Source organism: Actinomadura rugatobispora (genome assembly GCF_055379765.1).
In genome coordinates, this window is the sequence record NZ_AP029191.1 from 8,633,444 (window position 1) to 8,645,722 (window position 12,279).

At 74.9% G+C, this 12,279-nt stretch carries 9 protein-coding genes; 7 read left to right on the plus strand and 2 right to left on the minus strand.

Annotated elements, in window-relative coordinates; all coding sequences use genetic code 11:
* Positions 1-117 precede the first annotated feature (117 nt).
* The 7 genes from ACZ466_RS38835 (at position 118) to ACZ466_RS38865 (ending at position 10,911) form a co-directional block, all read left to right on the plus strand.
* A complete protein-coding gene (locus ACZ466_RS38835) occupies positions 118-3,261 on the plus strand; it encodes a BTAD domain-containing putative transcriptional regulator (RefSeq protein WP_378290070.1) in 3,144 nt (1,047 codons plus the stop codon).
* Between the two features lie 61 nt (positions 3,262-3,322).
* The gene (locus ACZ466_RS38840) at positions 3,323-4,621 is read left to right on the plus strand and encodes a CaiB/BaiF CoA transferase family protein (protein WP_378290072.1); all 1,299 of its coding nucleotides are present in this window, start codon (positions 3,323-3,325) and stop codon (positions 4,619-4,621) included.
* A gap of 2 nt (positions 4,622-4,623) precedes the next feature.
* A complete protein-coding gene (locus tag ACZ466_RS38845; RefSeq protein ID WP_378290082.1) occupies positions 4,624-5,967 on the plus strand; it encodes an aromatic ring-hydroxylating oxygenase subunit alpha in 1,344 nt (447 codons plus the stop codon).
* Positions 5,964-6,476: an aromatic-ring-hydroxylating dioxygenase subunit beta gene (locus ACZ466_RS38850; protein ID WP_378290074.1), complete on the plus strand. Its 513-nt coding sequence runs from the start codon at positions 5,964-5,966 to the stop codon at positions 6,474-6,476. Before ACZ466_RS38845 ends, ACZ466_RS38850 begins: the two co-directional genes overlap by 4 nt.
* Before the next feature lie 14 nt (positions 6,477-6,490).
* Positions 6,491-7,972 carry an NADH-ubiquinone oxidoreductase-F iron-sulfur binding region domain-containing protein gene (locus ACZ466_RS38855; RefSeq protein ID WP_464041854.1) on the plus strand — a complete coding sequence of 494 codons (1,482 nt, stop codon included), beginning with the start codon at positions 6,491-6,493 and terminating at the stop codon, positions 7,970-7,972.
* A 12-nt stretch (positions 7,973-7,984) separates the two neighbouring features.
* Complete coding sequence (locus ACZ466_RS38860; protein WP_378290078.1) at positions 7,985-8,911, plus strand: alpha/beta hydrolase; 927 nt, start codon at positions 7,985-7,987, stop codon at positions 8,909-8,911.
* Positions 8,912-8,913: 2 nt separating this feature from the next.
* Positions 8,914-10,911 carry an alpha-ketoacid dehydrogenase subunit alpha/beta gene (locus ACZ466_RS38865; RefSeq protein ID WP_464041855.1) on the plus strand — a complete coding sequence of 666 codons (1,998 nt, stop codon included), beginning with the start codon at positions 8,914-8,916 and terminating at the stop codon, positions 10,909-10,911.
* Positions 10,912-10,923: 12 nt separating this feature from the next.
* Here the strand turns inward: ACZ466_RS38865 and ACZ466_RS38870 are convergent, their stop codons facing one another.
* Positions 10,924-11,772 (minus strand): LLM class flavin-dependent oxidoreductase, encoded by an 849-nt coding sequence (locus tag ACZ466_RS38870; protein ID WP_378286567.1) that lies wholly within the window; start codon positions 11,770-11,772, stop codon positions 10,924-10,926.
* Positions 11,769-12,278, minus strand: coding sequence for a nuclear transport factor 2 family protein (locus tag ACZ466_RS38875; protein ID WP_378286568.1), 510 nt, complete (start codon positions 12,276-12,278; stop codon positions 11,769-11,771). Before ACZ466_RS38875 ends, ACZ466_RS38870 begins: the two co-directional genes overlap by 4 nt.
* Position 12,279 lies beyond the last annotated feature (1 nt).

The window sequence follows — 12,279 nt, forward strand, 5'->3', positions numbered from 1 at the left end:
CGGTTCGTTGACACCCGTCGGGGTTTCGGGCATGTTGCAGGTAACTCACTCCTGCGGACCGACCGAATCCCGGCATGGGATCCGGGGGCTCCGTCCTGGCGAGGAGGTGCTGGATTGTTGGATCCCCGGACGACGGACACCTCGGCGCCTGCACTGCGGCACAAGTTCGCCGCACCCGGCGTACCTCGCGGCTCGATCGAACGGCCGCGGCTCGATCACCTGCTCGACACCCTGTTCGACTCCTACGCCATCGTCGAGATCGTGGCGGCCCCCGGCGCGGGCAAGACGGTGGAGGCGCAGCTGTTCGCCCGCCGCACCGGGCGCCGGCTCGCCTGGCTCACCATGGACCGCTCCGACCGCTCGGCGTCCGGGCTGGTGTTCGACCTGGCCACGGCGCTCGGGCCGGTGGCCGGCGACGCGGTGGACGCGATGCGCGGCACCCTGCAGAGCAACGGCACGGCGGAGGAGGCCGCCGCGATCCTGGCGTCCGCGTCCGGCGGCGAGGACGTCCTGGTCGTCATCGACGAGTGCCAGCAGATCTCGGCGTCGCCCGACGCCGCGTCGGCCCTGGACACCTTCCTGGAGTACCTGCCCGACCGGATGCGGATGCTGCTGCTGTCGCGGGAGGAGCTGCCCTGGCCGCTGCAGCGCCGCTACGTGCACGGCCAGATCGCCCAGCTCGGCGACGCCACCCTCAACCTGACCCTGGAGGAGACCGCCGAGTACGTCCGGCGGGCCGACGCGGGCCCGGACGCGGGCCTGGAGACGGGCATGGACACGGGCCCGGGTCCGGACACCTGCGAGCGGATCTTCTCCGCGACCGGCGGATGGGCCGCGGGCGTCGCGTTCGCCTCCCGGTTCGGCCTCGGCGAGCAGCCCAACCTGCGCGACCTGTCGGCCTACTTCGGCCGCCAGGTGCTCGGCCCGCTGCCCGAGGACGAGCGGCGCTTCCTGCTGGACACCTCGGTCACCGGCACGGTGACGCCGGAGGTCGCGGCGGCGCTGTGCGGCCCGGACGGGCAGCGGCTGTGGCTGGCGGTGTCGGCGCGGCACCTGCCCGCGACCAGCGCCACCTCCTCGGCCATCGTGGTCCACTCGCTGTTCCGCTCGTTCCTGCGGCAGCGGCTGATCGAGACGGAGCCGGAGCGGCACGTGCGGCTGCGCGCAGCCTACGCCGGCCATCTGGCGGCGGTCCGGCAGTTCGAGGACGCCACCGAGGTGTGGCTGTCGCTCGGCGACCTCGACCAGGCGGTGGAGACGGCCGTCCAGGCGTTCCCGGCCCTGTTCGGCCGGGCCGACTGGCCGGTCGTCAAGCGCTGGCTGGAGGCGTTCGGCGAGACCCGCGTGCACGCCGACCCGCGGCTGATCGGCGCGTGCGTCCGCGCCGCGCACGGCATGCGCGAGTTCGACCGGGCCCGCGCGCTGATCCGCGGGCTGGACCGCAAGGGCCGGCTGCGCGCCGCGATCGAGCTCGACCCCAGCCTGCTCGCGATCGCGGCGTGGGTGCTGCAGGCGCACCCGCAGGAGGCCCTCGGCCTGCTCGACAAGTACGAGGGCGACTCGGGCGCGGACGTGGTCCGCTACATGATCGAGGTGGCGGTCGCGACCCGGTACGTCCCGCCGCCGGACGCCCGCGACCTGCCCGACGTGGACCGCCAGATGAGCTGGGGGCTGTTCCTGCAGGGCCGGCTGGGCGAGCTGGCCCGGATGGGCAACCTGGACGACGAGTCCGTGGTGCTCAACCCGAACCTGGTGCTGGCGGCGGCGTTCCGGGAGGAGACCGACGTGGCGGGCGACCTGTGGCGGCGGGTGCCGCAGGAGATCAGGGAGCGCGCGCACTCGCGGTTCATCGAGGCGATCCTGAACCTGGCCAACGGCGACCACGAGAGCGCCCGCGAGCATCTGCGGCTGGCGATGGCCGACAGCCAGCGGTCCGGGTTCTCGCTGCTGCCGGTCTACGAGATCTTCATGGGCTACCTGCAGTTCACCGACGTCGGCGCGGAGGCGGGCATCGCCCAGCTCGAACCGGTGCTGGACGAGATGTCGCGCACCGGGCAGACCGCCTACGTCGAGATCGCGCAGTGCTTCCTCGGGCTGGCCTATCTGCGCGCCGGGCGGACCGAGGAGGCCCGGCTGATCCTGCGCGAGACCGTCACCTCGATGACCCGCTGCCAGCGCCGGCTGATGCTGGCGATGGCGGCGGCGGGCCTGTCGGAGGCCGAGGCGCGGCTCGGCAACGCCGAGGCGGCCACCGGCGCCGCCGAGCAGGCCTACCACGTGTCCATGCTGACCGGGTCGTTCTCGCTGCTCATCCAGTCGATCAAGCTGTTCCCCGACATCCTGCGGCGGGAGCTGGAGCGCGCGCCGGACGACTCGCGGTGGCGGCGCCTGGTGGTGGCCCCGTCCGCCCGGCCGGGCCCGTCCGGGGCGGCGCGGCAGGGCGTGGCCGAGGTGACGATGGTGCTGCAGCCGTTCGGCCGCTACCGGGACCTGCTGATCGACGGCCGGCCCGCCGGCATCGGCCGGACCAAGATCCTGGAGCTGGTCGCCTGCCTGGCCCTGCACCCGCGCGGGATCGACCGGTTCGAGCTGCAGCGGCGGCTGCTGCCCGACGCCGACCAGCGCAGCGGCGGCAACCACTTCCGGCAGATCGTGCACAAGCTGCGGCGCAGCAGCGGGGTGAACCTGGAGCGCCGCGGGAACCTGGTCATGCTGCCGGAGACGACGGCGTTCGTCGCCAACGACATCGAGTCCGAGCGGATGCTGGCCACGGCCGGGGCGTCGTCCGGGCCGGAGCGGCGGGCCCGGCTGGAGGCGGGCCTGGAGCTGGCCCCCGGCCGCTACCTGGACGGCAGTTCGCTGCCCTGGGCCGAGGAGCGGCGCAACTACCTCGATCTCGTGCACGAGGAGGCGCGGCTGGAGCTGGCGACGATCTACCTGGAGCTCGGCCGGGCCGAGGCGGCGCGGGGCGCCTGCGAGGCGGTGCTGGAGACCAACCGGTACTCCGACCCGGCCTACCGGGTGCTGGTGGCGATCGAGCGCAAGGTCGGCAGCGAGAGCTCGGTGCTCGCCGTCTACCGGCGGGCCACCGAGGCGCTGGCCGAGCTCGGCCTGCGGCCCGGTGACGCGCGCAGGCTGCTGAACCGCGACCCGGTGGAGGCAGGCCCGGCGCGCACCGGCCGGGCCGGGCAGGGACAGCCGCGCCGGGGCGCCCGGACGGCCATGCGTCCGACGGCCGGCAGCGCCGCCGCGATCGGGTGAGGAACCGCCCGCCGACCGGCGTTAACGCCGGGGGTAATGCCCGTGCCGCAGGCTCGGTTCCGTGCCCGACGCAACCGCTTACCCCATGGGGGACGAGGAGGCCGGCCAGGCGCCCCTGGCCGGCGTCCGGATCATCGAGATAGGACGCTTCGCGGCCGGACCGGCCTGTGCCACCGTGCTGGCCGACTGGGGCGCGGACGTGATCAAGGTCGAACCGCCCGGCGGCGATCCGGCGCGCGGTCCCGGCTCCCTGGAGCGGGACGGCGCGCCGCCGGTCAACCCGCGCTTCGAGGTGCACAACCGGTCGCGCCGCAGCGTCGTCCTCGACCTGCGGATCGACCGCGGCAGGGCCGCCCTCGACCGGCTGCTGGCCACCGCGGACGTGTTCGTCACCAACCTCAGCCCGGGCGCGCTGGAACGGCTCGAACTGGACGCGGCGACGCTGCGGGAACGCCACCCGCGGCTGATCGTCGCGCAGATCAGCGGCTACGACCTGGCCTCGCCGCTGGCCGGCCGGCGCAGCTACGACCACGGCGCGTACTGGTCCTACTCGGGCGCGGCGTCGCTGTTCGCCGGCCCGGACGGGGAGCCGCCCCAGCCGGCCGGCGGGTTCGGCGACCGCGCCGCCGGGTCCGCCCTCGCCGGAGCCGTGGCCGCCGCCCTGTTCGCGCGGCAGCGCACCGGGACCGGCGGCCACGTCACCACGTCGCTGGCCGCCACCGGGATGTGGCTGATGGCCTCCGACGCCGGCGACCTGCTGAACGGCGGCCGCGCGCACCGGGCCGGCGGCCGGGACACGGCCCCGATCCCGACCGTCAACTGCTTCCGCACCGCCGACGCGCGCTGGCTGTGGCTCCAGGTCATGACGCCCGACCGGGACTGGGACCGGCTGCTGGACGCGCTCGGCGCGCCCTGGCTGGACGAGGACCCCCGGTTCCGCGGCGGCGACCCGGCCCGGCTGCGCGCGAACCGCACGGCGCTGCTGGAACTGCTCGACGAGCTGTTCCGCGAGCGGCCGCTGGCCGAGTGGGCCGACCGGCTCGGCGCCCGGCGGCTGGTCTGGGCGCCGGTCCGCGGCCTGGAGGAGGCCGTCGCGGACCCCGAGGTGCGGGCCGGCTCCGCGGTCGTCGAGTTCGACGACGAGTTCGGCGTCCGGCACGTCAGCGTCAACACGCCGTGCCTGTTCGACGGTGCGACGCCGCGCCCGCCGACCCGGGCCCCGGAGGCGGGGGAGGACACCCGGGCCGTGCTGGCCGCGGCCGGGATCGGCGAGGCCGAACTGGCCGAGCTGACCGAGGCCGGCGCGATCGATGCCGGCGCGCTCGATTCCGGTTCGACCGGGCCGAGAGGAGCACTGTGACCATGGGATACCGGGACGACCTGGTGGTCGACGACCGGCGGAACGGGATCTTCCGCGTCCACCGCTCGCTGATGACCTCGCCGGAGGTCTACGACCGCGAGCGGAGGGCGCTGTTCGACCGCTGCTGGCTGTACGTGGGGCACGAGTCGGAGATCCCGCGGCCGGGGGACTTCGTCCGGCGCGGGGTGGGCGGCCGCCCGCTGATCTTCCTGCGCGACTCGGGCGGCACCGTGCGGATGCACTTCAACACCTGCACGCACCGCGGCGCGACGCTGTGCCGCGAGGACGCGGGGAACACGCGGGTGTTCCAGTGCTTCTACCACGCCTGGAGCTTCGACACGACGGGCCGGCTGGTGGTCACGCCCGGCGCCGACGGCTACGGCCCCGGGTTCCGCAAGGAGGCCCACAACCTGGTCGCCCCGGCCCGGTTCGACAACTACCGGGGCCTGTGGTTCGTCAACTACGACGCCGAGGCCGTCGACCTGCGCGCCTACCTGGCGGGCGCGATCGAGTACCTCGACCTGGTGCTCGACCAGGCCGCGGAGGGGATGCGGATCGTCAAGGGCGCGCACCGCTACAGCGTCAAGGCGAACTGGAAGCTGATGCTGGAGAACAGCATCGACGGCTACCACGCGCCCACGGTGCACGCCACCTACGTCGACTTCGTCAAGGACACCGGCGGCGGGCAGCGCAAGGACGCCCTCGGCGCCGGGAACGGCGTGGACCTCGGCAACGGCCACGCGGTGGTGGAGAGCCCGGCCGCCTGGGGCCGGCCGATCGCCTACTGGGAGCCGTTCTTCGGCGAGGAGGCCCGGGACGAGATCGCGGCCACGCTCGCCCGGCTGGTCGACCGGCACGGCGCGGAGCGCGGCCGCCGGATGGCCGACACCTTCCGCAACCTGATGATCTTCCCCAACCTGATCATCAACGATGTCGCCGCGATCACCGTCCGCCGGATCGAGCCGACCGCCCCCGACCGGCACGCGCTGGAGGCGTGGGCGCTGGCGCCGGCCGAGGAGGCCGAGGGGAGCGCGGCGCTGCAGCGCCGCCTGGACAGCTTCCTGACCTTCCTCGGCCCCGGCGGCTTCGCCAGCCCGGATGACGTCGAGGCGCTGGAGTCGTGCCAGCAGGGCTTCGCCGCCGTCCGCGAGGCGCGGTGGAGCGACATCTCGCGCGGTATGACGCGGGAGTCCAACTCCCAGGACGAGCTGCAGATCCGCACGTTCTGGCGGTCGTACGCCGCGCTCATGGACGGCTCCGGCTTCCCCGAGCGGGTCACCGGCGTGGAGTCGCCGGGCGAGGCGTCCGGGTCGCCCGCCCCGGCCGGTTCGGCGGTGATCCGATGACCGTCACGCCCGAGGCCGCGGCCGCCGACCGGCACGCGCTCCGCCTGGACGTGGAGGCGTTCCTGTACGAGGAGGCCGCGCTGCTGGACGAGTGGCGGCTCGACGAGTGGCTCGGCCTGCTCACCCCCGACGCCCGCTACGAGGTGCCGAGCACCGACCGGCCCTCCGGCGGGCCCGCCGACGCGCTGATGCTGGTCTCCGACACCCGCGGCATGATCGACGCCCGGGTGAAGCGGCTGAACAGCCGCAAGGCGCACCGGGAGTTCCCCTGGTCGCGCACCCGGCGGATCATCGGCAACACCCGGATCCTGTCCCGGGACGGCGACGAGCTGGAGGTCACCGCCAACTTCGCGGTGTACCGGTCGCGCCGCGGCGTCGACACCTACATGGGCCGGTACCTGTACCGGCTGGTCGCGGCCGCCGACGGGACGTTCAAGATCAGGTTCCGCCGGGCCGAGCTGGACGTGGAGACCCTCCACTCGCACGGCACGCTCAGCATCATCCTCTGAGGGGGAGGCAAGGCATGGACCGGCGTCTCGCCACCACCACCGAGCAGGTCAGATTCCGCGTCGACGCCACCCGCTGCGACGGGCAGGGGGTCTGCGTGCTGGTCGCGCCCGAGCTGTTCGAGCTCGACCGGTACGGACTGGCCTACGTCACCCCGGACGGCGACCGGCTCGCGGCCGACGACGAGGAGATCCGGGCGCGCGGCCTGGAGGCCGACGCGATGTGCCCGCGCAACGCGATTCGCGAGGAACTCGCGGCCAGGGCGGCGGCCCCGCCGCCCGAACCAGCGCCCGCGCCCGAGCCCGGTGGCGGCTTCGCGCCCCGCCTCCTCCTGGCGGACGGGACGAAGACCGAGTCGCTGGAGGAGTGGCGGGCGGCAGGCGGCTGGCGCGACCACACGCCCGGCGCCCTGCTCGACCTGGTCGAGCAGGCGGGCCTGGCGGGCCACGGCGGGGCGGGCTTCCCGACCGCCGAGAAGTGGCGGCGGGTCATCGGCGCGGACCGCCCCGTCGTCGTCGCCAACGGCTCCGAGCGCGAACCGGGCACCGAGAAGGACCGCCACCTGATGGCGCACCGCCCGTACGCCGTCCTGGACGGGCTGCGGCTGGCGATGCGCGCGGTCGGCGCCGCGCTCGGCTACGTCGCCGTCGACGAGGACGCGCACGAGGCCGCCGAGCGGATCACCGCGGCGGTCGAGGCGACCCGCGGCGACGACCTGGAGATCCGCGTCCAGCGGGTGCCGACCCGGTACGTGGCGGGGGAGGAGACCGCGCTGCTGTCGGTGATCGAGGGCAAGGACCCGCTGCCCCGGATCCGCCCGCCGTACCCGAGCGACGTGGGCGTCTTCGGGCGGGCGACGCTCGTCCAGAACGTGGAGACGCTCGTCCATCTGGCGGTCGCCGCCGCGATCGGCGCGGAGGCGTACCGGTCCGGCGGGACGCCCGGCTGCCCGGGGAGCGGCGTCTTCACGATCGGCCGCTTCGGCGGCCCGTTCGAGGTCGCCGAGATCGAGTTCGGCCGGTCGCTGGCCGGGGTGCTGGACGACCACGGCCTGCTCGACGGCGCCCGCGCCGTCCTGGTGGGCGGGTACGCGGGCGGGCTGCTGACCCCGGACCGCCTCGACGCGGCCCTCACCCCGGACGCGCTGCGCGCCGCCGGGGCGTCGCTGGGCACCAAGTCGATCCAGGTCCTGGGCCCGGACGACTGCCCGGTGCGGGTCGTGGCCGGCATCGTCCGCTACTTCGGCGAGCAGACCGCCGGCCAGTGCCCGCCGTGCTCGCGCGGGCTGCCCGACATGGCCGCCATCCTCGACGACCTCGACGGGGGCAGGGGCGGCGCGGCGGCGCTCGCCGAGCTGGAGACGTTCATGGCGACGCTGTCGGGACGCGGCGTGTGCCGCCTCCCGGACGGCGCCGCGCGGGTCGCCCTGTCCCTGCTGACCGGATTCGCCAGCGTCGTCGCCGCGCACGCCGGCGGCGGCTGCCCGGACCTCAGATAGGAGTCACCTTTCATGCACCGATCCGACGTGGAGTTCCAGAGCGAGGGACAGACGTGCCGCGGCTGGCTGTACCGGCCCGAGGGCGAGGGCCCGTTCCCGGCCGTCGTGCTCGCGGGAGGCTGGTGCTACGTCCGTGAGCTCGTCATGCCGTACTACGCGGAGGCGTTCGCCCAGGCGGGCATCGCCGCGCTGGTCTTCGACTACCGCAACCTGGGCGTCTCCGACGGCGACGTCCGCCAGCACCTCGACCCGTGGGCGCAGATCCGCGACTACCGCAACGCGCTCAGCTTCCTGGAGCGCCTGGACGACGTCGACGCCGACCGGCTCGGCGTCTGGGGGATCTCCTACTCCGGCGGCCACGCGCTGATCCTGGGCGCGACCGACCCGCGGGTGAAGTGCCTGGTCAGCCAGATCCCGGTGATCGACGGGTACGAGAACATGCGCCGCGCGCACGGCTCCGTCGGCTACCGCAGGCTGTGGCGGACGATCCTGGACGACCGGGCGCTGCGCTACGACAAGCCCGGCGAGCGGCTGCACGTCCCGCACGCGACCGCCGATCCGGCCGCCGACCTCGGCACCTGGCCGTTCCCCGAGACCTACCACACGTTCAAGGCGCTGAAGGAGACCGAGGCGCCGCTGTACCAGAACAGCAGCACCGTCGAGAGCGTGGACCTGCTCCTGGAGTACGACGTCGTCCCGTTCACCCGGCGGATCTACGACGTCCCGTCGCTGGTGATCGTGGCCGAGGCGGACGACCTGACGCTGTGGGACCTGGAGATCGGCGCCTACAACCAGATCCCGACGGCGAAGAAGAAGCTGGTCACGCTGCCGCACACCACGCACATGACGCTCTACAGCGACCAGGACAAGCTGCGGGCCGCGGCCGGGCACGCCACCGCCTGGTTCACCGAGCACCTGCTTCCGGGCGGCGCCTCGTGACGGTGACCGGCACCGGCACCGGGACCGGGACCGGGACCGATGTGCGGCTCGACCGGTACCGGCGGATGCTCCGGATCCGGCGGTTCGAGGAGCGCACCTCCGCGCTGTACCGCGAGGGCGCGGTGCCCGGTTTCGTGCACCTGTCGGTCGGGCAGGAGGCGGTCGCCGTCGGCGTGTGCTCGCGGCTGCGCGCCGACGACGTGATCACCTCGACGCACCGCGGCCACGGCCACGTCCTGGCCAAGGGCCTCGACATGACCGGGATGTTCGCCGAGCTGATGGGCCGGGCGACCGGCACCTGCGGCGGGTTCGGCGGGTCGATGCACATCGCCGACCCGGGCCGGGGGATCTACGGCGCCAACGGGATCGTCGGCGCCGGCCTCCCGATCGCGGCCGGCGCCGCCCACGCGGCCCGCCGGGCGGGGAGCGACCGGGTCGTCGCCGCCTTCTTCGGCGACGGCGCGGTGGCCACCGGCGCCTTCCACGAGGCGGTCAACCTGGCCGCGCTGTGGCGGCTGCCGATCCTGTTCGTGTGCGAGAACAACGGGTTCTCCGAGTTCAGCCGGACCGGCGACCAGCATCCGGTGCCGCTGTCGGAACGGGCGCGCGGCTACGGGATCGCGCACGAGCGCGTCGACGGCAACGACGTCGACGCCGTCGACGCCGCGACGGCCGGGCTGGTCGCCCGGCTGCGCGGCGGCGCCGGCCCGGTGCTCCTCGAAGCGGTGACCGAACGGGTGATGGGCCACTACGAGGGCGACCCGCAGCGCTACCGCGACCCGGAGGCCGCCCGGCTGCCCGACCCGCTGGACCGCGCCCGCGCCGCGCTGCTGGCGGGCGGCGTCGCGGCCGCGGACGTCGAGGCGGTCGGCGCCGAGGTGGACGCGGAGGTCGAGCACGCCGTCAAGGCCGCCCGCGAGGCGCCCTGGCCCGACCCCGGCCGCATGGCCGAGCTCGGCGACGTGCGGCGCGTCGTGGCCCGCGCGCCCGCGCCGCCCCCGGCGCCGCCGCGCGACCCGGACGCCGCGCTGCGCGGCAGCCAGGCCGTCCGCGCCGCGCTGGACCACGCGCTGGCCGACGACGAGCGCGTCTTCCTCGCCGGGATCGACGTCGCCGCGGGCGGCGGCGTGTTCGGCATCACCAAGGGCCTGCACGCGAAGTATCCGGGGCGGCTCCTGGACACCCCGATCGCCGAGACGGCGATCATGGGCCTCGGGGTCGGCGCCGCGATGGCGGGGCTGCGCCCGGTGGTCGAGCTGATGTACCTGGACTTCGTCGGCGTGTGCCTCGACCAGCTGATGAACCAGGCGGCCAAGCTCGGGTTCATGACCGGCGGCGCCACCGAGGTCGGCATGGTGGTGCGCACCCAGTTCGGCGTGGGCCGCTCGTCCGGCAGCCAGCACTCGCAGAGCCTGGAGGCGCTGCTCGCGCACATCCCCGGCCTCGTCGTGCTGATGCCGGCGACGGTGGAGGACATGTACGGCCTGCTGCGCTCGGCGATCGACCTGCCCGCCCCGGTGGTCGTGATCGAGAACCGGCTGCTGTACGCGGGCTCCGGCCCGGCGCCCGCGCCCGGCCACCGCACCCCGATCGGCAGGGCCGCGGTCGCCCGGCCCGGCGACGACATCACCGTGGTGACGCTCTCGCGGGCGCTGCACACCGCGCTGGAGGCGGCCGCGATCGTCGAGGCCGAGGACGGCATCTCCTGCGAGGTGATCGATCTGCGGACGATCGCGCCGCTGGACACCGAAACCGTCCTCGGCTCGCTGCGCCGCACCAACCGGCTGCTGATCGTCAGCGAGGGCGCCGGCGACTTCGGGGTGGGCGCCGAACTGGCCGCGCGGGCGGTGGACGAGGGGTTCTGGACGCTGGACGCCCCGGTCCGGCGGCTGGGCGGCGCGCCGACCCCGGTGCCCTACAGCCCGCCGCTGGAACAGGCGTGGCTGCCCGGGGCCGGCGACGTCGTGGCCGAGATCAGGAACCTCTGCCGGGACCGTTGATCAGGGCGGCGATCAGAGGAGCCGGGCCAGCGCGTCGAGCGGGCCCGGCTCCGCGGAGCAGGGGAACAGCAGCACCTCGTCGCAGCCCGCCTCCCGGTGCGCGGCCAGGACCTCCGCCAGGTCGGCCTCGCTGACCGGGGTGTCGGCGATCATCCGCTCGACGAACGGGGCCGCGCCGTAGTAGCGGCGCAGGAACGCCTCGCGGTGCGCCACGGCGTCCCTCCCGAGGGCGTAGTGCACCACCGACAGCAGGTGCGGACGGCCGTCCCGTCTGGCGCGCCTCCATTCCGCCAGCACGGTGGCGGCGCCGCTCGCGAAGCCCTCGGCCCCGCCCAGGCCGCAGATCCAGCCGTCGCCGAGTGCGGCGACCCGCCGGGCGGCGGCCCGGGACGCGCCGCCGATCAGCACGGGCGGGCCGCCCGCCCGGCACGGGGCCGGGCCGGGGGAGACGAAATCGGCACCGTCCGCCCAGGTCGCCTTCAAGGCGGCGAGTTGCTCGTCGAGGATCGCGCCCCGGCGCGTGAACGCGACCCCGGCGGCCTCGTAGTCCGGCCGCCTGCTGCCGACGGCGACGCCGAGCCGCAGCCGCCCGCCCGACATCCGGTCCACGGTCGCGGCCTGCGCGGCCAGCACCGCCGCCGGGCGCAGCGGCGCCAGCAGCACGGAGGTGTACAGGTCGACCGACTCGGTGACGGCCGCCGCCCCGGCCAGGGCCGTGAGCGGGTCGTAGGTCGGCGCCACCAGCCGGTCGACCACGGCCACCGAGGCGAACCCGTGCTGCTCGGCGGCACGGGCCCACCCGGCGACGGCGCGGCCGTCCCGCTGGCCGAGGGCGGTCGGCAGCCCGGCTCCCAGCCTCATTCGCCGGGGACGGCGCCGACCTCGCGCAGCCCGTCCCGGAAGTGCCGGTGCGCGGAGTCGCTGCCGTCCATCAGATGGTTGCGGCGCCGGTGGATCCGCCAGCCCGCGGCGGTCCGGCGGAACTCCAGCCGGACGGCCGTCGTCCGCCAGACCCGGAAGGCGTCGGCCTTCCGGTCGAAGCGCTGCAGCATGCCGTGGCACAGCGCCACGGCCCGGTCCCCGTCGATCCGGACGGCCGGCAGCGTCGCCATGTGCCCGGAGCCGCCGGCCATGATCTTGCGGTGCAGCGGCAGCGACGCGATCATCTCGGCGATGCCGGCCGCGCCGTGGAAGGTCTCCAGGCCGCTGTCGTACTCGGCGTCCTCGGTGTGCAGCGCGCGCACCACGTCGTCGCTGCCGCTGTCGGCCGCCGGTCCGTAGGTCATCAGCAGCTGGTAGATCGCCAGCCGGTCCTCGACCTCGCGCAGCCGCCGTTCGAGGGCCCCGATCCGGTCGTCGTCGGTCATC

What these genes read in the sequence shown, in the direction of transcription:
- ACZ466_RS38875 (WP_378286568.1), bottom strand. Translation starts at nt 12,278, where the DNA reads ATGACCGACGACGACCGGATCGGGGCCCTCGAACGGCGGCTGCGCGAG.
- ACZ466_RS38855 (WP_464041854.1), top strand. Translation starts at nt 6,491, where the DNA reads ATGGACCGGCGTCTCGCCACCACCACCGAGCAGGTCAGATTCCGCGTC.
- ACZ466_RS38850 (WP_378290074.1), top strand. Translation starts at nt 5,964, where the DNA reads ATGACCGTCACGCCCGAGGCCGCGGCCGCCGACCGGCACGCGCTCCGC.
- ACZ466_RS38860 (WP_378290078.1), top strand. Translation starts at nt 7,985, where the DNA reads ATGCACCGATCCGACGTGGAGTTCCAGAGCGAGGGACAGACGTGCCGC.
- ACZ466_RS38845 (WP_378290082.1), top strand. Translation starts at nt 4,624, where the DNA reads ATGGGATACCGGGACGACCTGGTGGTCGACGACCGGCGGAACGGGATC.
- ACZ466_RS38870 (WP_378286567.1), bottom strand. Translation starts at nt 11,772, where the DNA reads ATGAGGCTGGGAGCCGGGCTGCCGACCGCCCTCGGCCAGCGGGACGGC.